Source organism: Candidatus Polarisedimenticolia bacterium, from assembly GCA_036001465.1.
In the GTDB taxonomy this organism is placed as follows: Bacteria; Acidobacteriota; Polarisedimenticolia; order Gp22-AA2; family Gp22-AA2; genus Gp22-AA3.
This window is the reverse complement of sequence record DASYUH010000109.1, coordinates 1-24,246: the sequence shown is the minus strand read 5'-3', so window position 1 is coordinate 24,246 and position 24,246 is coordinate 1. Positions and strand designations below refer to the sequence as shown.

Sequence of the window (24,246 nt, the reverse complement as noted above, 5' to 3'; positions counted from 1 at the left end):
CCGGCGTTCCGGCGCTGACGGAAGTCGAGCGCCGGCGGGTGATCGTGGAATGGAACACCACCGGCGCGGAGTTCGGAGCTGCGGGGTGCGTGCACGAGCTCTTCGAGGCGCGGGTCGAGCGCTGCCCCGACGCGGTGGCGGTGGTCTTTGAGGACCGGCGCCTGACCTATGGCGACCTGAACGCGCGCGCCAACCGGCTGGCGCGGCGGCTCCGACGGCTGGGCGTCCCGGCCGACGGGCTCGTGCCGATCTTCATGGATCGCGCGCCCGGGCTGGTGACCGCCATCCTGGGCGCGCTCAAGGCGGGCGCGGCCTGGCTGCCGCTCGATCCGGCGTGGCCGAGGGACCGTCTCGCCTTCATGATCGGTGAGGCAGGCGCTGGTGTGGTTCTGTCGCAGGAGCGCCTTCGCGACAGGCTCCCCGCTTTCCACGGGCAGGTCCTTACAGTGGATCGGCCCGACGCCGATACCGAACGGCAGAGCGACGCGAACCTCGACGTCGCGGTGGATCGCTCCGCCGTCGCCTACGCCATCTATACCTCCGGCTCGACGGGGAAGCCGAAGGGCGTGCTCGTCCCGCACGCGGCGATCCGCAATCACATGCTCTGGATGAGCCGACGCTTTCCGCTGGACGCGGCCGACGGCGTCGTACAGAAGACACCGTTCACCTTCGACGCGGCGGTCTGGGAGTTCTTCGCGCCGCTCCTCGCCGGAGCCCGTCTGATCCTGGCGGGACCGGGCGCCCACCGGGACCCGGCCTCTCTGGTCCGGCTGATCGCCCGGGAGAAGGCCACGGTCCTGCAGATGGTGCCGTCGGGGCTGCGGGCGCTCCTCGACCAGCCGGGTCTCGAAGGATGCCGCTCCCTGCGCCGCGTCTTCTGCGGCGGCGAGGCGCTGAGGCCCGATCTCGTGGAGCGCTGCTTCGAACGTCTGGGCGCGGAGCTCGTCAACCTGTACGGGCCGACCGAGGCGTGCATCGACAGCACTTTCTGGATCTGCGAGCGTGGCGGCCGGACGGTCCCGATCGGGCGGCCGATCGACAACGTCCGCGCCTACGTCCTGGACCGGCGACTGCAGCCGCTGCCGGTCGGAGCCGCGGGCGAGCTGTGCGTCGCGGGCGCCGGGCTGGCGCACGGCTACCTGGGCCGCCCGGACCTGACGGCCGGCCGCTTCCTGCCGGATCCGTTCTCCGGCGAGCCGGGCGCGCGCCTGTACGCGACCGGCGACCGGGCGCGGTGGCTTCCAGACGGGAGCCTGGAGTTCCTCGGACGAATGGACGAGCAGGTGAAGGTGCGCGGCTACCGGATCGAGCCGGGGGAGATCGAGACGCTCCTGAACCGGCATCCGGCGGTCCGCGAGAGCGTCGTCGTCGCGCGTCCCGATTCGCGGGGAGACGCCATCCTGGCGGCGTACATGACGCTGCGGAAGGAGGACGGCGTCAAGACGCCGCCTCTCCCCGTCGGCCTCCTGCGCGACCATCTGAAGGAGTGGCTCCCCGACCACATGGTGCCGTCGGCGTTCGTCTTCCTCGACGAACTCCCGCGGACATCCAGCGGCAAGGTCGACCGGCGGCGACTGCCGGCGCCTGGCGCGGGAAGGCCGGATCTGGCCGTGCCCTTCGTCGCCCCGCGCGGCGAGGACGAGAGGCGACTCGCCGAGCTCTGGTCGCGGCTCCTCGGCCTGGATCGGGTCGGCGTCCAGGACGGCTTCTTCGATCTGGGAGGACATTCGCTCGTGGCGACCCAGGTGATCTCCCGGGTGCGCGACCTGTTCGGGGTCGAGCTGCCTCTGCGCGCCCTGTTCGAGGCGCCGACTGTGGCGGGCCTGGCCGAGCGTGTCGCCGCGGCGCGCCGCGAAGGGAGACGCCCGGAGTCGGCCCCCCGGTCCGTCCCTCCGGATCGGGAGCGCCCGCTCTCCTTCGCTCAGCGGCGGCTGTGGTTTCTGGATCAGCTCGAGCCCGGCAAGCCGTTCTACAACACCCCCTGCACGCTGCGCCTGCGCGGAGCGCTCGACGCCGGGGCGCTCGAGAAGAGCCTGAACGAGATCGTCCGCCGCCACGAGGTGCTGCGGACCGCGTTTCCGGCCGTGGACGGCAAACCGCTCGCCGTCGTGACTCCCGATCTGCGTTTGCCGCTGCCCGTCGAGGACCTCTCGGATCGGCCCGACCCCGAGCGCTGGCCGGCGGCCCTTCGCAGGGCGCGGGAGGAGGCGCAGGCGCCGTTCGACCTGGCGCGGGGACCGCTGGCGCGGGCCCGGTTGCTCCGCCTCGACGCGCGGGACCACGTCCTTCTCCTCACGTTCCATCACATCGTCACCGACGGCTGGTCGGAGGGCGTCTCCTACAGGGAGCTCGAGGCCCTGTACCCGGCGTTCGTGGAGGGGCGGCCCTCGCCCCTATCGCCCCTGCCGATCCAGTACGCCGATTTCGCGGCCTGGCAGCGCGACTGGCTCCGCGGCGAGACGCTCGACACGCAGCTCGCCTACTGGAGGCGGGCGCTCGCGGGCGCTCCGGCCGCCCTCGATCTGCCGACCGATCGGCCGCGGGCGTCCGTCCGCAGTCACCGGGGCGCGCGGCACATGGTCGAGCTGTCCCACCGGCTGTCGGAGGCGCTGCGCTCCCTGGGCCGCGCGGAGGCGGCCACCCCGTTCATGACGGTCCTGGCGGCGTTCAAGGTCCTGTTGCAGCGGTACACGGGGCAGGACGACATCGTGGTCGGCACGCCGATCGCCAACCGCAACCGCCTGGAGATCGAGGGCCTGATCGGCTTCTTCGTCAACACGCTCGTCCTGCGGTCCGATCTGTCGGGCGATCCGACCTTCCGCGAGGCGCTGAGACGCGTGCGTGGCGTCGCCCTGGCGGCGTACGCGCACCAGGACCTGCCGTTCGAGAGGCTGGTGGAGGATCTGCATCCGCCGCGCGACCTCAGCCGCACGGCGCTGTTCCAGGTGATGGTGGCGCACGCCGCGGCGTCGCGGCTCGACCTCGAGGGGCTGACCGCGGAGTTCGTGGATATCGACGACGGCATCTCCAAGTTCGACCTGACGCTCGAGGTGGATGACGGCGGTCCGGGCTTGGCGTGCGCCCTGGAGTACAGCACCGACCTGTTCGACGCCGCGACCGCGCGCCGGATGCTCCGGCATCTGGAGACGCTCCTGGAAGGGGTCGTCGCCGATCCCGACGGCCGGCTGTCGCGACTGCCGGTTCTTCCGCAGGAGGAGCGCCGGCAGGTGCTCGTCGACTGGAGCGGCCCGCGGGCCGAGTTCCCACACGAGCGCTGCATCCACGAGCTCTTCGAGGACCAGGCGGCGCGCGCGCCGGAGGCGATCGCGGTCTGCTTCGGACCCGACCGGCTGACCTACGCCGACCTGGACCGTCGCGCCACGACCCTGTCCCGGCGCCTGCGCCGTCTGGGCGTCGGGCCGGAATCGCCGGTGGTCCTGTGCGTCGAGCGCTCCATCGAAATGGTCGTCGGCCTGCTCGGGGTCCTGAAGGCGGGCGGGGCTTACGTGCCCCTCGACCCCGCCTACCCGGCGGACCGGTGTGCCCACATCCTGGAGGAGACCAGGGCGGGAGTGGTGCTGACGCAGCGGCGGCTCCTCGCCCGCCTGCGGGCGGACGGCACGCGCGTCGTGTGCCTCGACGAGGCGTCGGTCGAGGGCGCGGCCCCGGGGGAGGCGGCGGGCGACGTCCGCGCCGCCGCGCCGCAGAACCTGGCCTACGTGATCTACACCTCCGGCTCGACCGGCGCACCGAAGGGCGTCCTGGTGCCGCACCGCGCTCTCGTCAACCACAGCGTCGAGATGGCGCGCCGCTACGCTCTGCGGCCGGACGACCGGGTCCTGCAGTTCGCGTCGCTCAACTTCGACGTCGCCGCCGAGGAGATCTTCCCGACGCTGCTGCGGGGCGCGACGCTCGTCCTGCGGCCGGACCCGGTCTTCGTGTCGGTCCCCGAGTTCCACCGCTTCCTGGAGAACGAGGGCGTCACGGTGGTCAACCTGCCATCCTCCTACTGGCACGCCTGGGTCGCCGAGCTGGGGAGGGACGAGCGGCCGCTTCCGGCCTGCCTCCGGTGCGTCGTCATCGGCAGCGAGAAGACGTTCTCCGATCGACTGGCGGCGTGGAACGAGATCACGGACGTTCGTCCGGCGCTGTTCAACGCCTACGGCCCGACGGAGGCGACGGTCACGACCACCGTGTACGAAGCGCCCGGCGGGCCCGCCTCCGGGGCGGCGCGGCTGGTGCCGATCGGGCGGCCGATCGCCAACGTCCGCGTCTACGTCCTCGACGGCCACCTGAACCCCGTGCCGGTCGGCGTGCCCGGCGATCTGCACGTGGGCGGGGAAGGCGTGGCGCGCGGGTACGTGGGCCGACCCGACCTCACCGCGGAGCGCTTCGTCCCCGACCCGTTCACAGGCGCCCCCGGCGCGCGACTCTACCGGACGGGCGACCGCGTCCGCTGGCTCCTCGACGGCAACCTGGAGTTCCTCGGCCGGCTGGACGACCAGGTGAAGGTGCGCGGCTACCGGATCGAGCCGGGCGAGATCGAGCGCGCCCTCGAACGGCACCCGGCGGTCGAGGAGTCGGTCGTCGCCGCGCGCGAGGACGCCCCGGGCGAGACGCGCCTCGTCGCGTACACCGTCGGCAGGCCCGGCGCCGGTCCGCCGCCGTCCGCCCCCGATCTGCGCGCCTACCTGAAGGAGCGCCTGCCGGAGCACATGCTCCCCTCGGCGTTCGTGGCGCTCGAGCGGCTGCCGCGCACACCGTCGGGAAAGATCGACAGGAAGGCGCTCCCGGCGCCCGACGCCGGCCGGCGCGATCTCGAAGGAGGGCGCGCGGAGCCACGCACACCGGCGGAGCACACCCTGGCGCGGATCTGGTCCCAGGTCTTCGGTCGCGAGAGCGTCGGCATCCACGACAACTTCTTCGATCTCGGCGGCGACTCGATCCTCAGCATCCAGATCGTGGCGCGCGCCAACCAGGCCGGCCTGCGTCTCACGAGCAAGCAGATCTTCCAGCACCAGACGGTGGCCGAGCTGGCGGCGGTCGCCGACGCGCGCGTCGCGGCCTCGGCCGAGCAGGGCGCGGTGACGGGCGAGGCGCCCACAACACCGATCCAGCGCTGGTTCTTCGAGCACGACTTCGCCGACCCGCATCACTTCAACCAGGCCGTCCTGCTGGAAGCCCGACAGGCTCTCGACGAGGCGAAGCTCGAGCGGGCCTTAGGCGTCCTCCTGGCGCACCACGACGCGCTGCGCATGCGCTACCGCGAGGTCGGATCCGAGTGGCGGCAGATCGGCGCCGCCCCGGGCGGGCCGGTCCCGTTCCGCCGCATCGATCTCTCGGCCCTGCCCGCCGGGGAGCGGATCGCGGCGCTGGAGGCGAAGGCCGCCGAGCTGCAGCGGAGCCTGGACCTCGCCGAGGGCCCGCTCGTGCGAGCGGCGCTCTTCGATCTCGGATCGGACCTCCCGGCGCGCCTGCTGGTCGTCATCCACCACCTCGTGGTGGACGGCGTGTCGTGGCGCATCCTCCTCGAGGATCTGAACACCGTCTACCGGCAGCTCGAGCGAGGCGACACGATCGACCTGCCGGCCAAGACGACGTCGTACCGCCTCTGGGCCGAGCGCCTGGCGGAGCACGCGCGGACGGCCCCCGCGGATCCCGAGATCGATTTCTGGCTGGCCGAGGCGCGGCGGCGGGTCGGGCGGATCCCGGTCGATCACCCCGGGGAGGAGAATCTCGAGGAGACGGCGCGCGTGGCGACGAGCGTCTTCACGGAAGAGGAAACGCGCGCCCTCCTGCAGGACGTGCCGGCCGCCTGCCGCACCGAGATCAACGACGTCCTGCTCACGGCGCTCGCCCAGGCGGTGACCGGATGGACGGGGGAACGCTCCGCGCTGATCGATCTGGAAGGGCACGGCCGCGAGGAAGTCCTCGACGACGTCGATCTGTCGCGCACGGTCGGCTGGTTCACGACGATCAAGCCGGTCCTGCTCACCCTCGAGGAGGTGCCCGGGCCGGAGGAGGCGCTCAAGTCGATCAAGGAGCAGCTCCGGGCCATGCCGGCGCGCGGCATCGGGTACGGCCTGCTGCGCTACCTGAGGGGGGATCGGGAGATCGCCCGCAGGCTCGCGGCTCTGCCGCAGGCCGAGATCAGCTTCAACTATCTCGGCCAGTTCGACGCGACGGTGCCCGCCTCGGCGCCGTTCCGCTTCGCTTCCGAGTCCACGGGGCCGGTGGTGAGTCCGCGCGGCCGCCGCACCCACCTCCTGGAGATCGGCGGCTACGTGGCCTCCGGCCGACTGCGGCTCAGCTGGAAGTACAGCGAGGCGCTGCATGCCCGCGCCACGATCGAGGCTCTGGCGCGACGGTTCGAGAGGGCGCTGCGCTCGCTCATCGCCCTCGGCAGCCGGCCCGGGGCCGCGGCCTATACGCCGTCCGACTTTCCCCTGGCCCCTCTCGACCAGGCGACCCTCGATCGGCTGGCCCGCGACCATGCCCGCATCGAGGACGTCTATCCGCTCACGCCGATGCAGGAGGGGATGCTCTACCACACGCTGTCCGCGCCGGGCTCGGGAGTCTACGTCGAGCACCTGTCCTGGAGGTTCCACGGTCCCCTCGACGAGGAGGCTTTCGAGCGCGCCTGGCGGCGCGCCATCGAGCGCCACCCGATCCTGCGCACCGCCTTCGTCTGGAGCGGCGTCGAGAAGCCGCTGCAGGTGGTGCAGCGGAGCCTCCGCCTGTCGTGGGAGAGACGCGACTGGCGCGGCCTCGAACCCGAGGAGCAGGAGCGCGAGCTAAAGGGGTTCCTCGACGACGACATGCGGCGTGGCTACGACCTGTCGCGCCCGCCCCAGCAGCGCCTGGCGATCATGCGTCTCGCGGATGACGTCCACCGGTTCGTCTGGAGCCACCACCATGTCCTGCTGGACGGCTGGTCGCTGCCGGTCCTCCTGAAGGAGGTGGCCTCGCTCTACGAGGCGTTCCGCCGCGGCGAGGCGCCCGCGCTCGACGAGCCGGTCCCGTTCCGCGACTACGTCGCGTGGCTCCTGCGGCAGGACCTCGCCGCCGCCGAGGCGTACTGGAAGCGGGCGCTCGCGGGGCTCGGCTCGCCGACGCCTCTGGTCGTGGATCGCCCGGCCGGAGGGCCCGCCCAGCCGGACGACTACCGGCTGGAGCGGATCCGCCTGCCGCGCGCCGTCGTCGCGCGGCTCCAAGGCCTGGCGCGCCGGCAGCAGTTGACGCTCAACACGGTCCTGCAGGGGGCGTGGGCCATTCTCCTGGGCCGATACAGCGGCCAGAGCGACGTGCTCTTCGGCGGCGTCGTGTCGGGCCGGCCGGCCGACCTCCGGGGCGCGGAGACGATGGTCGGGCTGATGCTGAATACGCTTCCCGTCCGGGCGCGGCTCCGCGAGCGCGAGCCGGTCGTCTCCTGGCTGAAGGGACTGCAGGAGGAACAGGTGGAGATGCGCCAGTACGAATACACGCCGCTGACGCTGACCCAGAAGTGGAGCGGCCTGGCGCACGGCACGCCGCTGTTCGAGAGCGTCTTCGCGTTCGAGAACTACCCCCTCGACGCGAAGCTTCTGGAGCGCTTTGGAGATCTGGAAGTCCGCGACCTGCGGGCCGTCGAGTGGACGCATTACCCGCTCAACGTCGTCGTCCCTCCGGGGCCCGAGTTGTCGATCCAGATCAACTACGACGCCCGGCGCTTCCAGGCGCCGGTGATCCGGCGCATGCTCGGGCACCTCCGGACGATCCTGGAGGGGATCGCGGCCGACCCGCAGCGACGACTGGCCGACGTGCCGATGCTCGCCGCCTCCGAGCGCTCCTGGCTTAAGGAGCGCAACCCGGGGCTCGCGGCGCCGTCCGGCCGCTGCCTGCACGAGCTGTTCGAGGCCCAGGCGGCGCGCCGTCCCGAGGCCATCGCCGTCGTCTGCGACGGAGAGGCGGTCACCTACGGCGAGCTGAACCGGACGGCGAACCGCCTGGCGCGGCGCCTGCGGGAGCGCGGCGCCGGGGCCGAGACGCGCGTGGCCGTCTGCCTGGAGCGCTCGATCGAGATGATCGAGGCCATCCTGGCGATTCTCAAGGCGGGGGCCGCCTACGTGCCGCTCGACCCGGCCTACCCGAACGACCGGCTCTCGTTCATGCTTCAGGACGCGGGCGTGGTGGCTCTGGTCGCCCGGCAGGGAATCCTCGACAGACTGCCGGCGCATGCCGGCGGCGTCGTCCTGCTCGAGGCGGAGGGCGCTACCCCCCCCGCGGCTCCGGCCGGCCGGAGCGGAGCGGCGCCCGCGTGCGCCGACGACGCGAACCCGCCACCCGAGGCGGACCCCGACAGCCCGGCCTACGTCATCTACACCAGCGGCTCGACCGGCCGCCCGAAGGGGGTGGTGGTCACGCACGCGAACGCCACGAGCCTGTTCGCGGCGGCGGCCGCGCGGCTGAGCCTCGACGAGCGCGACGTCTGGACACTGTTCCACTCCTCGGCCTTCGACCTGTCGGTGTGGGAGATGTGGGGCGCGCTCGCGCACGGGGGGCGACTCGTGATCGTGCCGTACCTGGTCAGCCGTTCCCCCGAGGAGTTCCTGGACCTCCTGCGCCGCGAGCGGGTCACCGTGCTGAACCAGACGCCGTCGGGCTTCCGATCGCTGATGCGGGTGGAGGAGGAGGGCGCGGGCGGCCTCTCCCTGCGCCTGGCGAATTTTGGCGGGGAGGCGCTGAACCCGGATGACCTGAAGCCGTGGGTCGCTCGCCACCCGGACCGCCCCCTGCTGTTCAACCTCTACGGACCCACCGAGACGACCATGTTCGTCACCTGGCGACGGCTGCGCCCGGAGGACATGCAGGGCCGCCCGCGCAGCCCGATCGGCCGGCCGATCGAGAGCGCGCGCGTGCACCTCCTCGACGCCGCGATGCGGCCCGTGCCGGTCGGCGTGCCCGGGGAGATCTGCATCGGCGGAGCCGGGCTGGCGCGCGGCTACCTGGGGCGACCCGACCTTACCGCGGAGCGCTTCGTCCCCGACCCCTTCGGCGGCACCTCGGGCGGTCGCCTGTACCGGTCGGGCGATCTGGCGCGCTGGCGCGAGGACGGCGACCTGGACTACCTGGGGCGGCTGGACGACCAGGTGAAGATCCGCGGCTTCCGGATCGAGCCGGGAGAGATCGAGTCCGCGCTGCTGGCCCACCCGACGGTGCGCGAGGCGGTGGTCGTGGCGCGCCAGGACGGTCCGGAACAGCGCCGGCTGGTGGCCTACGTCGTGCCGCGGAACGCGGAGGACGCGGCGCCGGCGGCGCTGCGCGCCTTCCTGAAGGCGTCGCTCCCGGACTACATGGTGCCGTCGGTCTTCGTGGCGCTTCAGGCGCTGCCGGTCACGCCCAACGGCAAGGTCGATCGCGGGGCGCTCCCGGCGCCCGAGAGCGCCGCCTCCGATTCCGAATCTGCCCGCGTGCCGCCGCGCACGCTAATTGAGCAGGACCTGGCCCGCCTGTGGGGCGGCCTGCTCGGCGTGGACAGTCCGGGCGTCGAGGACAACTTCTTCGAGGCCGGTGGCCAGTCGCTTCTCGCCACGCTTCTCGTATCGAGGGTGCGCGCGCACCTCGGAGCGGAAGTGTCGCTGAAAGACTTCCTGGACGACCCGACGATCCGCGGCCTGGCCCGGAAGGTCGAGGAGGCGTACCTGCGTACGGCCGGTCCCAGCGAGCTGGACGCCGTGCTCGGGTTGATGGACGGGGCCCGGGGCGAGACGCGGGCGACGCCCGGACCTCCCGATGCCCGATGGACGGAGCATGTCGAGAACTCCTGAGCCGCAAGATCGCCTGAAGGATCTGTCCGCCGAGCAACGGGCGGCCCTGGTGCGGACGCTGCGGGAGAAGTCCGCGCGCCGGACGGCGCTCGCGTCCATCCCCAGGCGGCCAGCGGACCGGCCGGCGCCGCTCTCCTTCGCGCAACAGCGCCAGTGGTTCCTCGATCGCCTGAGCCCGGGCGCGCCGGTCTATCACATGGCCCGCGCCCTGCGCCTGCGCGGCCGCCTCGTCGTCGAGGCTCTCGAGCGCAGCCTGAACGAGATCGTCAGACGCCACGAAATCCTGCGGACGACGTTCGCCGAAGCCGCGGAGGGTCCGGTCCAGGTCGTCGCGCCGTCCCTGGTGCTGCGCCTGCCCGTCGTGGATCTGGACGGGCTGCCCGCGGATCGCCGGGAGGCGGAGGTCGCGCGCCGCACCGCCGAGGAAGCCCGCCGTCCCTTCGATCTGGGGCGCGGCCCCCTCTTGAGGACCCTTCTCCTGCGACTCGCCGAAGACGAGCACGTCTTCATTCAGACGCAGCACCACATCGTCGGCGACGGATGGTCGGCGGGTGTCTTCGACCGGGAGCTGGCCGCGATCTACGAAGCGTTCGCGGAGGGTCGACCGTCGCTTCTCCCGGACCCGCCGATCCAGTACGGCGACTTCGCGCACTGGCAGCGGCGGCGGTTCCAGGGCGAGGAGTTGCGCGCGCTCGTCGATTTCTGGCGGCGGCGCCTCGAGGGCGCGCCGGGCGTTCTCGACCTGCCCCTCGATCGCCAGCGCCCCCCGGCCCCGACCTACGGCGGCGCGCGCGTCTCGTTCGACGTACCGTCCGGCCTGGTCGGGCAACTGAAGGCCCTGGCCCGCGCCCAGGGAGCGACCTCCTTCATGGTCCTCCTGGCGGCGTTCCTGGCGCTCCTGAACCGCTGGAGCGGGCAGGACGACCTGTGCGTCGGGACGCCGGTCGCCGGCCGCACGCGTCTCGAGACCGAGTCGCTCATCGGCCTGTTCGTCAACACCCTCGTCGTGCGCGGCGATGTCTCGGGCGACCCGACGCTCCTCGATCTGGTGCGACGCGTCCGGGGCGCGGTCGGGGAGGCGCTCGGCCACCAGGAGGCGCCGTTCGAGAAGCTGGTCGAAGAGCTGCGGCCGAAGCGCGATCCCTCCCTCCACCCCCTCTTCCAGACGATGTTCGTCCTGCAGGACGTCCAGGCGGCGGCGCCGAACCTCTGTGGCCTGAGGTCGGAGCTGATCGATTTCGAGGCCGGAGTGACGCCGTTCGACCTGACGGTCGTCGTCTCCGAGGACAGCGAGGGGATGGAGGCGCTCCTGGAATACGCGACCGACATCTTCGAGCGCGCCACGGTGGAGCGGATGGCCGGCGATTTCAGGGCCTTGCTCGAGGCGCTGGCGGCCGATCCGGCGCGACGCCTCTCCGAGGTCCCTCTTTCCGGCCTCGGCGACGCGCGGAACGCGACGCGACGCGACGCGGGTCGGGCAGCGGCGCGCGGCCTCCTGGGGGCGCCGGCCCCCGGCGCCCAAGACGCCGCCGGGCCGGCGCCGTTCCTCCCGCCCCGCACCGACACGGAGCGGGCGCTGGCGCGGATCTGGACCGAGGTCCTCGGACGCGACCGGGTCGGAGTCCACGACGACTTCTTCGAGGCGGGCGGCCACTCGCTGCTGGTCCTGCAACTGGTCTCCCGGGTGCGGGAGGCCCTTCGGATCGATGTTCCGGCGCTTCGGGTGTTCGAGACGCCGGCGCTCGGCGCTCTGGCGGAGTGGATCGACTCGGAGGGGCGAAGCGGGCAGCCCTTCGACCGGGATCGGATCGAGCTCGCGGCGCGCGACGCGCCGCTGCCCGTGTCGTTCGCCCAGAAGCGGCTGTGGTTCATCGATCAGCTCCGACCCGGGAGCGCCGCGTACAACGTCCCTCTGGCGCTGCGTCTGCGCGGGCGGCTGGACGCGGACGCCCTGGAGCGCAGCCTCGAGGCGATCGTCGATCGGCACGAGGCCCTGCGGACCGTCTTTCGCCTCGTGGACGGCGAGCCGGTGCAGGTGATCCGGCCCGCGGGACCGTCGGTGTTGTCGCGTGTTGACCTGGCCGGGGGGGCGACCGTCCGGCGCGAGGCCGAGGCGCTCCGCCTGGCGGAGGAGGAGGGGCGCACGTCCTTCGACCTGGCGCGCGGCCCGTTGTTCCGCGCCCGGCTCCTGCGCCTGAACGACGAGGACCACGTCCTGTTCCTGACCCTGCACCACATCGTCAGCGACGGCTGGTCGCTCGGTGTCCTGCTGCGCGAGCTCCAGGCGCTCTACGAAGGGTTCGTCGCGGGGCGCCCGGTGTTGCTGCCGGACCTGCCGATCCAGTACGCCGACTACGCCGCGTGGGAGCGGCGCCGGCTGCAGGGCGAAGCGATCGACGCCCAGGTCGCCTACTGGAGGCGCCGCCTGGCGGGCGCGCCCGCGACGCTCGACCTGCCGTTCGACCGGCCGCGTCCCAGGGCGGCGACCTTCCGCGGCGCCTGGCGCCCGCTCCGGGTGGCGCGAGGGCTGACCGAGGCGATGGGCGCCCTGGCCCGGCGGGAAGGGACGACCCTGTTCGCGGTGCTGCTGGCGGCCTTCCAGGCTCTCCTGTGCCGCTACAGCGGACAGGACGATCTGTGCGTCGGCACGCCGGTCGCCGGCCGCAACCGGCTCGAACTCGAGCCGCTGATCGGCTACTTCATCAACACCCTCGTCCTGCGCGGCGACCTGTCGGGCGATCCGTCCTTTCGCGAGCTCGTGGGCCGCGCGCGCGAGGTCGTGCTGGGCGCCCAGACGCACCAGGACCTGCCGTTCGAGAGGCTGGTCGAGATGGTCTCCCTGCCGCGCGACCCGGCGCGCCAGCCGCTCTTCCAGGTCGCCCTCGTCATGCAGAACATGCCGGTCCCGGACCTGCGCCTGCCGGGCCTGTCGGTGGAGCCCCTGGACATCGACACCGGAACGGCCAAGTTCGACCTCACGCTCCAGGTGGCTGAGACTGACGACGGCCTCGCCGGGTCGATCGAATACAGCACCGACCTGTTCGACGCCGCCACCATCGACCGGATGATCGGCCACTTCGGCAGCCTGCTCGAGGGCGCGGCCGCCGACCCCGACCGGCGACTCTCCAGCCTTCCACTCCTGACCGGCGAGGAGAGGCGGGACCTGCTCGCCGCCGCAGACGTGGCCTCCTCACCCGCGGCCGGGACGGACGGGACGCGCTGCCTGCACGAGCTGTTCGAGGCGCGGGCGGTGCTCGCTCCCGATGCCCCGGCCCTGACCTTCGAGGGCGAGAGCCTGGATTACGGCAGGCTGAACGCGCGCGCCGACCGGCTGGCACGGCTCCTGCGCGCCCGCGGAGTGGGGCCGGAGACCATGGTCGGCGTCTGTCTCGACCGGTCGCCGGAGATGGTCGTGGCGATCCTGGCGGTGCTGAAGGCGGGCGGCGCCTACGTCCCGCTCGATCCGACCTACCCGCGGGATCGCCTGGCGTTCATCCTGGACGACACGCGGGCGCGCGTCGTCCTGACGCGTGGCCGCCTGCGGGACGCGCTGCCGCCTCCGGGCGCGGGGCAGGGTGTCTCGACGATCGAGGTGGAGACGATCGACGTGGACGCGGCCGGCGCGGGTCTCGAAGAGGAGAGCGCCGAGCCTCTCGCGAAAGGCGCGCTCCCGGACCATCCGGCGTACGTCATCTACACGTCCGGCTCGACCGGGCGGCCGAAGGGAGTCGTGGTCACGCACCGGAACGTCGCCCGGCTGTTCGAGGCGACGCGCGCCTGGTTCGAGTTCGGGCCGCTGGACGTCTGGACGCTGTTCCACTCGTACGCCTTCGATTTTTCCGTCTGGGAGATGTGGGGGGCTCTGCTGCACGGCGGCAGGCTGGTGGTCGTCCCGTTCCTCGTCAGCCGCTCGCCTGAGGCGTTCCTCCGGCTGCTCCGGGAGGAGCGGGTCACCGTCCTGAACCAGACGCCGTCCGCCTTCCGCCTCCTGATGCACGCCGACGCGGCGGCATCGACATCGCCGGCGGCCCCGGACCTGGCGCTTCGTCTCGTCATCTTCGGCGGCGAGGCTCTCGAGCCGGCCGCCCTGCGGCCCTGGTTCGAGCGACACGGCGATCGCCGGCCGCACCTGGTGAACATGTACGGCATCACCGAGACGACCGTGCACGTCACGTGCCGGCCGCTCTCCGCCGCCGACCTCGAGCGTCCGTCGAGCCCGATCGGCCGGCCGATTCCCGATCTGAGCCTGCACGTGCTCGATCAGAGGATGGAGCCGGCGCCGTACGGCGTGCCGGGGGAGATCTACGTCGGCGGAGAGGGGCTGGCGCGGGGCTATCTCGGTCGGCCTGAGCTGACCGCCGAGCGCTTCGTCCCCGATCCGTTTGCCGGCGGGCCGCTCGCGCGCTCCCTCCCCGGCGCGCGACTGTATCTCACCGGCGACCTCGGGCGGCGGCGCGCGGATGGGGAGATCGAATACCTCGGGCGGGTGGACGACCAGGTGAAGATCCGCGGCTTCCGGATCGAGCCGGGGGAGATCGAGGCGACCCTGTCCCGCTGCCCCGGCGTCCGGCAGGCGGTGGTGGTCGCCCGGCGGGAGTCGTCGGGCGAGAGGCGGCTCGTGGCCTACGTGGTGCCGGCGGCGGAGGCGCCCGGTCTCGACGCCCTGCGCGTCTTCCTGATGGAACGGCTTCCCGACTACATGATCCCCGGGACCTTCCTCTACCTGGAGTCCCTGCCGCTCACCCCGAGCGGCAAGATCGACCGGCGCGCCCTGCCGGCGCCGGAGCGCGCCCGGCCCGATCTCGAGGATCGCTATGTCGCGCCGCGCACCCCTGAGGAAAAGCACTTGGCCGAGGTCTGGTGCGAAGTGCTCGGCCTGGACAGGGTCGGGATCGACGACAACTTCTTCGCCCTCGGCGGCGATTCGATCCGCAGCATCCAGGTGCGGGTGAAGGCGGGGGAGAGGGGACTCGATCTCTCCCTGCAGCAGATCTTCGACCATCAGACGATCCGCGGTCTGGCGTCCGACCTGGCCCGGGCGCTTCCGGAGGCCCGGGCGGGGGGGCGCCCGGGGCCGTTCGAGCTCGTGCCTCCCGAGGATCGCCGGCGTCTCCCCGCGGACGTGGAGGACGCCTACCCCCTGTCGAAGCTCCAGGAAGGGTTCGTCTTCCACAGCGAGTACAGCCCCGACTACATCATCTATGTTAGCAGTGTCGAGATCCGGGCCCCCTTCCTGGGCGATCGGCTGGCGACCGCCGTGCGACGGATGGTCGCCCGCCACCCGATCCTCCGGACGTCGTTCGACCTGACCGGCTTCAGCGAGCCGCTCCAGCTGGTGCACCGCGAGGCCGCGATCCCGATCGCCCTCGAGGACCTGAGCCGTCTGTCGCCTTCGGAGCGGGACCGGGCGCTCGTCGCCTGGGTCGAAGAGGAGATGCGCCGGAGGTTCGACTGGGGCCGCGCGCCGCTCGTCCGCCTGCACGTGCACCTCCTGGGCGAGGAGAGGTTCCAGCTCACCCTGAGCGAGCCGTTCTTCGACGGCTGGAGCGTCGCCACCTTCCTGACCGAGCTCCTGGAGATCTACTCCGCCCTCATCGAAGTCCAGGCCCCGCCGCCCGGACCACCGCTCCGATCCTCGTACCGCGACTTCGTGGCGCTGGAGCGCGAGGCGCTGCGATCGTCGGCGGTGCGGGAGTTCTGGGCCGGGATCGTGGCCGACGCCACGGCCACGCGCCTGCCGCGCCGCGAAGGGGCCCGGCGCGACCCCGGGGCCCTCCCCGTCTGCCGGGTGGACGTGCCGCTGACCCAGGAGACCTCCGCGGCGCTGCAGCGCCTGGCGTGGTCGGCAGGGGTGCCGCTGAAGAGCGTCCTCCTGGCGGCGCACATGAAGGTCGTGAGCCTGCTCAGCGGACGGAGGGACGTGGTCACCGGTCTCATCGCCAACGGGCGTCCCGAGGAGCCGGACGGGGAGAAGGTCCTGGGGATCTTCCTCAACACCCTGCCGTTCCGGTTGCGCCTTCCGGGCGGGACCTGGGTCGACCTGGCGCGCCGGGCGTTCGAGGCCGAGCGCGAGATGCTGCCATACCGGCGCTTCCCTATGGTCGAGCTGCAGCGTCTGAGCGGCGGGCAGTTCCTGTCCGACGCGGCGTTCAACTACACGAACTTCCACATCTATAGGAGGCTGGATCGACAGGGGTCCGTCGATCTCTGGGGCGGGTACGGCTTCGAGCAGACCTACTTCGCCCTGACCGCCCAGTTCAACCTGGACGAGTCTTCCGCCACCGTGAGCGTGGCTCTCGACTACCGCTCGGCCGACCTCGCTCGCGAGCAGGTGGAGGAGATCGCCGACCACTACGCCCGCGTCCTGGCCGCGATGGCGCAGGACCCGGCGGCCCGGCACGAGAGACTCGACGCCCTGACGGAAGACGAGCGCCGGCGGGTGCTGGTCGAATGGAACGACACGCGCCGCGACTGGCCGCTCGATCGACGCGTGCACGACCCGTTCGAGGCGCAGGTGGCAAGGACTCCCGAGGCGATCGCCGTCGTGGACGGGACGGTCCGCCTCACCTACCTCGAGCTGAACCGCCGGGCCAATCAGGTCGCGCACCGCCTCAGACGGCTCGGCATCGCTCCCGAGGCCCTGGTGGCCGTCTGCCTGCCCCGGACGCAGGACCTGATCGTCGCCCTCCTCGGAATCCTGAAGGCGGGGGGCGCGTACGTGCCTCTCGATCCCGCCTACCCCCGGCAGCGCCTGGCGTTCATGCTCGAGGACACGCGGGCTCCCGTGCTGGTCACCCTGGAGGATCTGCTCGGGGCCTTCCCCCCGCACGCCGCGCGCGTCCTCTGCCTGGACCGTGACCGCGCGGCCCTCGAGTGCGAGCCGGGGGAGAATCCGCCCGGCGGCGCGTTGCCGGGCAACCTCGCCTACGTCATCTACACCTCGGGTTCGACCGGGAGGCCCAAGGGCGCGGCGATCGAGCACCAGAGCACGGTTTCTCTCCTGCACTGGGCGCGCGAGACGCTGACCGACGAGGATCGGTCGGGAGTCCTGGCCAGCAGCTCAGTCTGCTTCGACTCGTCGGTCCTCGAGATCTTCGGACCCCTGTCCTGGGGCGGCAAGCTCATCCTGGCCGAGAACGCCCTCAGCCTGCCGGCTCTCCCGGCCCGAGACGAGGTACGGCTGGTCAATACGGTGCCGTCGGCCTTCGCCGAGCTTCTTCGGCTGGGCGGCGTGCCGGACTCGGTGCGCACGGTGAGCCTGGCGGGCGAGGCGCTGCCGGGCGCCCTGGTCCGGAGGATCCACGAACAGGCGACGATCGAGCGGGTGATCAATCTCTACGGGCTGTCCGAGGCGACGGTCTATTCGACCATCGCGCGGCTCCGCCGCGGGGAGGAGACGGGAGCGACGCCGATCGGCCGGCCGGTGTCGAACACCCGCATCTACATCCTGGACGAGGACGGGAACCCGGTGCCGCCCTGGGTGCCGGGAGAGATCGTCGTCGGCGGGGTCGGGCCCGGCCGCGGCTACCTCGACCGGCCCGACCTGACGGCGGAGCGGTTCGTGCCGGACCCGTTCGCCGGCGAACCCGGCGCGCGGATGTACCGCACCGGCGACCTCGGCCGCTTCCGCTCCGACGGCACGATATACTTCCTGGGCCGCATCGACCAGCAGGTGAAGATCCGCGGCTTCCGGATCGAGCCGGGGGAGATCGAGGCCGTCCTGTCGGCCCATCCGAAGATCGCGGAGGCGGTCGTCCAGGTCCGGGAGGAGGCCGACGGCGACAGGCGGCTGGTCGCCTACGTCGTCCCGAAGGTGGGGCCGGCGTCGCTCTCGCTGCGGGAGCTCCGCCGCGACCTGGCGGGAAAGCTGCCCGAGCACATGCTGCCCGCGGCGTTCGTGCCGCTTGAGGCGCTGCCGAGGACGCCGAACGGCAAGCTGGACCGCAAGGCGCTCCCGGCGCCGGGGCCGTCGAGGCTGAGGGCGGAGGGGACCTACGTCGCCCCGGTCACCCCGGACGAGAAGAAGCTGGCGCGCCTGTGGGCCCGCGTCCTGGGGGTCGAAGCCGTCGGGCTCAACGACAACTTCTTCGAGGCGGGCGGTCATTCGCTCTTGGCGACGCAGCTCGTGTCGCGCCTGCGCGCGGCGTTCCGTGTCGAGCTGCCTCTGCGCGCCCTGTTCGAGGCGCCCACGGTCGCGGGCATGGTCCAGGCGATCGAGCGCCTCCGCTCCGCCGGCGGCGGGCGGAGGGCGCCGGCGCTGAGGCGGCGGCCGCGCGGCGGCGCCCTGCCCCTGTCGTTCGCCCAGCAGCGTCTGTGGTTCCTCGACCGTCTGGAGCCCGGCTGCGCCTTCTACAACCTCCCGGCTGCGATGCGTCTGCGCGGCCCGCTCGATATCGGCGCGCTGCGGCGCGCTCTGAACGAGATCGTCAGGCGCCACGAGGCGCTGCGCACGACGTTCAGGACGGTCCAGGGCGAGCCCGAGCAGGTCATCGTTCCGGCGCTCGAGCCGGAGCTGCCGGTCGAGTCGCTCGAAGGCCTGCCGGCCGCAGAGCGCGAGGTGGAGGCGCGGCGGCGGGCGACGATCGAGGCGCGCGCCCTGTTCGACCTGAAGCGGGGGCCCTTGGCGCGCGCCTCTCTCCTGCGTCTGGCCGCCCAGGACCACGTTCTTCTGCTGACGACGCACCACATCGTCAGCGACGGCTGGTCGATGAACGTGTTCCTACGCGAGCTGGCGCAGATCTACGGCGCGTTCCGCGACGGCCGCCCGTCGCCTCTGTCCGATCCGGACATCCAGTACGCCGATTTCGCCGCCTGGCAGAGGGACTGGCTGCGGGGAGACGTCCTGCGCGGGCAGATCGAGTACTGGAAGAAGCGCCTCGCCGGCGCCCCGACGGTGCTCGACCTGCCGGCCGACCGGCCGCGCCCGCCGGCGCAGACGTATCGCGGGGCGCGCCACCCGTTCGCGCTGCCGAAGGATCTGAGCGACGCGCTCCGGGACGTCGGCCGCCGCCAGGGCACGACACTGTTCATGACCCTTCTCGCGGGCTTCCAGGCGCTTCTGTTCCGCTATACCGGCCAGGAGCAGATGCTCATCGGGTCGCCGAGCGCCGGGCGCGATCGTGCCGAGACCGAGGGGCTCATCGGCTTCTTCGTCAACACGCTCGTGCTGCGCGGCGACCTGTCGGGCGACCCGTCGTTCGCCCGGCTCCTGGCGCGCACGCGGGAAGACGCCCTCGGCGCCTACGCGCACCAGGACCTGCCGTTCGAGAAGCTGGTCGAGTCGGTGCAGCCCGACCGCGACCTGACCCGGGCGCCTCTGTTCCAGGTGATGTTCGCCCTGCAGCCACCGGCGGAGGACGTCCCCGATCTTCCCGGCCTGACGATGCAGTACATGGAGGTCGATCCGGGCACGTCGCAGTTCGATCTCACCCTGTCGCTCAGCGAGGATGTGGCCGGCCTCGCCGGCGCGTTCGAGTACAGCACCGACCTGTTCGACGAGGAACGGATCGCCAGAATGGCCAGGCACCTCGAGACGCTCCTGCGGGCGGCCGCGGACGACCCGGCGCGGCGCGTCTCGGCCCTGCCGCTGCTCGCGCCCGCCGAGCGCCGCACGATCCTGGTGGACTGGAGCGGGGCGGCCGAGGAGTCTCCTCGCGGCGAGCGGACGGTCCTCGACCGGTTCGAGGCGCAAGCGGCCCGCTCGCCCGGGACGCCGGCCGTCGTCCGGGGCGACGCACGGCTGACCTACGCGGACCTCGATCGCCGCGCCGACCGGCTGGCCCGCGATCTGCGGGCTCTCGGCATCGGACCGGGGACGCCGGTCGCCGTCTGCCTCGAGCGCTCGCCCGATTTCCTGGTCGCGATCCTCGGGATCATGAAGGCCGGCGGCGCCTACGTTCCCCTGGACCCGTCCTACCCGCGGGAGTGGCTCGATTTCACTCTTCAGGATATCGGCTCCCCGCTGCTGCTGACGCACGGACGCCTGCAGTCGTCGTTGCACCTGCGCGCCCCGCGGGTCGTCTGCCTGGATGGGGGAGAAGGGACCGCCGGTGAGGACGATGTTCGGGCCGGCGCGCCGTTCGCGGAGGCTGCCGATGCGGGCGCGGGGCCCGCGGGCCGTCGCCCCGGCCCGCACGATCCGGCCTACGTGATCTACACGTCGGGATCGACCGGGCGGCCGAAGGGGGTCCTGGTGACGCACGCCAACCTGGAGCACTCCACGGCCGCGCGCCTGAGGTTCTATCGGGACCCGGTGACCGGCTTCATCCTGCTCCCATCATTCGCTTTCGATAGCTCGGTGGCGGGGATCTTCTGGACACTCTCTTCCGGCGGGACGCTCGTCCTGCCGCCTCAGGATTTCCACGAGGATCCCCGGCTGCTCCTCGAATGGATCGCGCGACAGCGACCGTCGCACTGGCTGAGCGTTCCGTCGCTGTACGCCTACGTCCTGGCGCAGGCGCGGCCGGAGGACCTGGCGCCGCTGCGGACCGTCATCGTCGCGGGCGAGACCTGTCCGCCCGATCTCGTCGAGAGGCATCGCGAGCTGGCGCCGGGCGCGGCGCTCTTCAACGAGTACGGACCCACGGAGGGGACGGTCTGGAGCACGGTCCATGAGTGCGGCGCGTCCCTGACGGGAGCGGGGAGCGCGCCGCCTCGCGTGCCGATCGGCCGCCCGATCCCGGGGACGCGCGTCTACCTCCTCGACCGGAACCTGGACCCGGTCCCGGCGGGGGTGGCGGGGGAGCTTTACATCGGCGGCGAGGGCGTGGCCGCGGGCTACCTGCGCCGCCCCGATCTGAGCGCCGCCGTCTTCGTTCCCGATCCGTTCGGCGGCGAGCCGGGCGCGCGGCTGTACAGGACGGGTGATGCGGCGCGCTTCCTGCCGGACGGGAATCTCGAGTTCCTGGGAAGGAGCGACGACCAGGTCAAGTTGCGCGGCTACCGCATCGAGCCGGGGGAGATCGAGGCGGTCCTGGCGCAGCACATGTACGTGCAGACGAGCGCGGTCGTCGTCCAGGAGCCGGTGCCGGGCGACCGGCGGCTCGTCGCCTTCGTCGTGCCGGAGCCGGGGGAGGTCGTGCTGGCGGGCGACCTGCGGTCCTTCCTGAAGCAGAAGCTGCCGCCGCACATGGTGCCCTCGGCGATCGTGGCGCTTGAGTCGCTGCCGCTGACGGCCAATGGGAAGATCGATCGCCGCGCTCTCCAGGCGAGGCCGATCGGGGTCGAGGCAACGGCCCCGGCTGCTGTCGCCCGCCCGGCGGGGCGCGCGTCCGCGCCCGCGCCACCGCGCGACGACGTCGAGCGGCGTCTCGCGGCGATCTGGGAGGAGGTCCTGAGCGTCCGTCCCGTCGGCGTCGACGAATCGTTCTTCGATCTCGGCGGGCACTCGATGCTCACCGTGCGCCTCATGGCACGCGTCGAGAGCGAGTTCGGCAGGAGCCTGCCGCTGTCGATCCTGTTCCGCGGCGGCACGATCGCCAACCTGGCCGACGCCCTGAGGAGCGAGACCGCGCCGGCCGCCCGGCCGCCCCTCGTGGCGCTCGCGGCCGGCGGATCGAAGCTGCCCTTCTACTGCGTCCACCCGATCGGAGGGACGGTGCTGTGCTATGGCGCCCTGGCCGCGCGGCTGGGAGCCGACCGTCCGTTCTTCGCCCTCGAAGCACCGGGGCTGCGGGTCGACACGAACCCGCAGTCCACCGTCGAGGCGCTGGCGGAGCGCTACCTGGCGGCCCTGCGCGAGCAGCGGCCGCGCGGGCCTTACGCGCTCGGAGGCTGGTCATTCGGCGGGGTGGTGGCATACGAGATGGCCTGCCGGCTGGCCGCGCAGAGGGAGCCGGTGGCCCTCCTCGCCCTCATCGACAGCCACGCTCCCGGATCGCTGCCGGCGTCCGCCAGCCCGGTGGACGGCGCGACCCTCGTCGCCATGCTGGCGCGCGAGCTGGGAGGCGTCTCGGGGGGCCTCGAGAGTCCGGCACCGGGTGACGACTCCCGCCTGCCGGAGTCCGACGGCCGGCTCGATCGGATCCTCGAGCGGGCGAAGGCGCAGGGGCTCCTGCCGCCGGAGATCGGCCTGGAGGAAGTCCGCCGGCTGGTCGAGGTCCTGCGGGCCAATCTGCGGGCGCTGCGCGGCTACCTGCCCGGAAGTTATCCAGGGCGGGCGACCCTGTTCCGCGCTGCGCAGGCGCAGCGGACCGGCCCCGACCCGGCGTACGGCTGGCGGGCGCTGGCCCTGGGAGGAGTGGACGTTCTCGAGGTGCCCGGCGACCATTATTCGATGGTCCGCGAGCCGCACGTCCAGGTTCTGGCCGAAAGGCTCCGGGCCAGGTTGCAGGACGCGGCTTCGGCCGCGATCAGGCCCGCCCCTTCCCCTGCTCCATCCTCTCGCGCAGACTCTTCGGCCTCATGTCCGTCCACACTTCCTTGATGTACGCCAGGCACTCCGGTTTCGTCCCGGTCTTGCCGGCGTCCCGCCAGCCCGGCGCGTTCTCCTTCTCCAGCGGCCAGATCGAATACTGCTCCTCGTGGTTCACCACCACCCTGTACAGGTCCTCGTCCTTCTCGTCGGCGCCCATGACGTCCTCCCGGCAGGAATATTAGCCGATCGGCGCCGCGCCGTCGCCGAGAGTGTGATGGTCCCGTGGCCTCGCGGGCCTCCTCGTGGTCCCGTCTTGTGCCCGGGGGCGCGTTCGCGGTATTTTAGATGCGACCCGGCTCCCTCATGAGCGGCAAACGCGATACACAGGCCGCCGGTCTCGATCCGTACGCCCTGATGGCGCGCTTCTATGACGCCGATTACAAGGCTGCGGGCTCCGTGGACGACATCGCCTTCTATTCGTCCATCGCGAAGGAACTGGGCGAACCGGTCCTGGAGATGGGATGCGGAAGCGGTCGGAACCTTCTGCCGATCGCGCGCTTCGGGATCGCCATCCATGGCATAGACGCCTCGCCCGCCATGCTGCGGGTGCTTCGGGGGAAGCTGCGTCTGGAGCCGCCCCGGGTCAGGCGGAGGACCCGTGTGTCTCAGGGGGACATCCGGAGCACGCACATCGGCGGGCGTTACGGCTTGGTGACGGCCCCGTTTCGAGTCGCCCAGCACCTGCTCCGGCCCGGCGACCGGCGGGCGTGGCTGCGCAACGTGGCCCGGCACCTTGAGCCCGCCGGACGGTTGTGCTTCGATGTCGTCAACCCCGGACCCGATCTGCTCTCCCACCCTTGCGAGGAGGCCGGTGTCATCGTGCGACCCCTGTCCACGGGCCGGCTCGTGGTTCGCAGCGTCAGCACCCGACCACGGACCGATTCAGGGATGATCGAGGTGAGGTACAAGTGGCAGGTCAAGGACGCACGCGGCACGCCGGTCGGCGAGTGGCGCACGCGCCTTGTGTTCCATCTCTACTCACGTCCCGAGCTGGAGGCCCTTCTCGAAAGCCAGGGCTTCGAGATCGTCAGCTACTGGGGCTCCTTCAAGCGTGAGCCGTTCGGGCCGCATTCGACCGATCATGTCATTCTTTCCCGGCTGCGCCCGCGATGTTCACCACCAGGGCATTGAGCGTCCGGGGCGTCTCACCCAAGCCGGGCTAGGTCAGCCTCGAGCCAGCACGCGCAGGCGGCAATGTGATCCTTGGGTCGATTCGGGTTGTAGAACACAGGAACGATCGAGCCCTCACTCACGCAGTACCCCCGGTCGTAGGCACGGCCCGAGACGGCCACTCCATGGGTCGTCATGAAGTGATACCGGATCGCCTCCCATGGATCCTCACCCGTGCTCGTTCGATGTTCGATGAGCGCCATGGCCACGGCGCCACCCCGGAGAAGCCGAATCTCACGACGGAGTTTGCGTATCGAGAGAGCAACTGCGAGAAGGGCGAGCGCCACGATACCGACCGCAATGGACCGGGCACCGCCATCACCAGCTTGCCAGGTCAACGAAACCAGGTACCACGGGAAGAACAGCACCGGAAGAATGGAGGGGCCGCGGACAGCGGCCCTCCAGGAAAGGTGGACGCGGCGCGGCGGGAAGCCGAAGCCCCGCTCGGCGATCCAGGGGATCGGTGCGAATCGTTGGACGAGCTGGGCAATCGCCATGGCGCCGCAAGTCAAGCCCACGGTCGGGACGAGAAACCAATACAGAATGCCGAACTCGTATTTCCAGGGAGACAGCGCCCCGAGCGCCAGCGAGAGGCCGACGTACAGAGTGGCCAGCCCGATGAAGAGCGCGAGTTGCATCGCCTCCGCCGCGCAGGTCTACAGTCTCATGCCTCTTCCCGATGACCGAGGACCGCCTACCCCTGATGCAACAGCCTGAAGGCGTGCGTCCAGTCGTTCCTCAGGAAGCCGGGGATGCACCAGAGGATGCAGAGCGGCTCGATGGCGCGCGCCGCTTCGGCCTTCCCCATGTCTTCGGTCTCCCAGCCGAACTGCTCGAGAATGCCGCGCACCGTGC

At 71.8% G+C, this 24,246-nt stretch carries 6 protein-coding genes; 3 read left to right on the top strand and 3 right to left on the bottom strand.

Annotated features, from left to right (window positions below; all coding sequences use genetic code 11):
- The first annotated feature begins 44 nt into the window (after positions 1-44).
- Positions 45-9,806: an amino acid adenylation domain-containing protein gene (locus tag VGV60_18255; GenBank protein HEV8703218.1), complete on the top strand. Its 9,762-nt coding sequence runs from the start codon at positions 45-47 to the stop codon at positions 9,804-9,806.
- Positions 9,790-22,230 (top strand): amino acid adenylation domain-containing protein, encoded by a 12,441-nt coding sequence (locus tag VGV60_18250; GenBank protein ID HEV8703217.1) that lies wholly within the window; start codon positions 9,790-9,792, stop codon positions 22,228-22,230. Before VGV60_18255 ends, VGV60_18250 begins: the two co-directional genes overlap by 17 nt.
- On the opposite strand, the gene VGV60_18245 is transcribed toward VGV60_18250, so the two are convergent.
- The gene (locus VGV60_18245; GenBank protein ID HEV8703216.1) at positions 22,157-22,378 is read right to left on the bottom strand and encodes an MbtH family protein; all 222 of its coding nucleotides are present in this window, start codon (positions 22,376-22,378) and stop codon (positions 22,157-22,159) included. The genes VGV60_18250 and VGV60_18245 overlap by 74 nt on opposite strands.
- Positions 22,379-22,524: 146 nt before the next feature.
- Here VGV60_18245 and VGV60_18240 point away from each other — a divergent pair, with 146 nt between their 5' ends.
- The gene (locus tag VGV60_18240) at positions 22,525-23,352 is read left to right on the top strand and encodes a class I SAM-dependent methyltransferase (protein HEV8703215.1); all 828 of its coding nucleotides are present in this window, start codon (positions 22,525-22,527) and stop codon (positions 23,350-23,352) included.
- A gap of 14 nt (positions 23,353-23,366) precedes the next feature.
- Here the strand turns inward: VGV60_18240 and VGV60_18235 are convergent, their stop codons facing one another.
- The gene (locus VGV60_18235; GenBank protein ID HEV8703214.1) at positions 23,367-24,029 is read right to left on the bottom strand and encodes a hypothetical protein; all 663 of its coding nucleotides are present in this window, start codon (positions 24,027-24,029) and stop codon (positions 23,367-23,369) included.
- 56 nt (positions 24,030-24,085) lie between these two features.
- Positions 24,086-24,246, bottom strand: a 161-nt coding sequence (locus tag VGV60_18230) for a DNA-binding protein (GenBank protein ID HEV8703213.1), incomplete at its 5' end; no start/stop codon positions are given.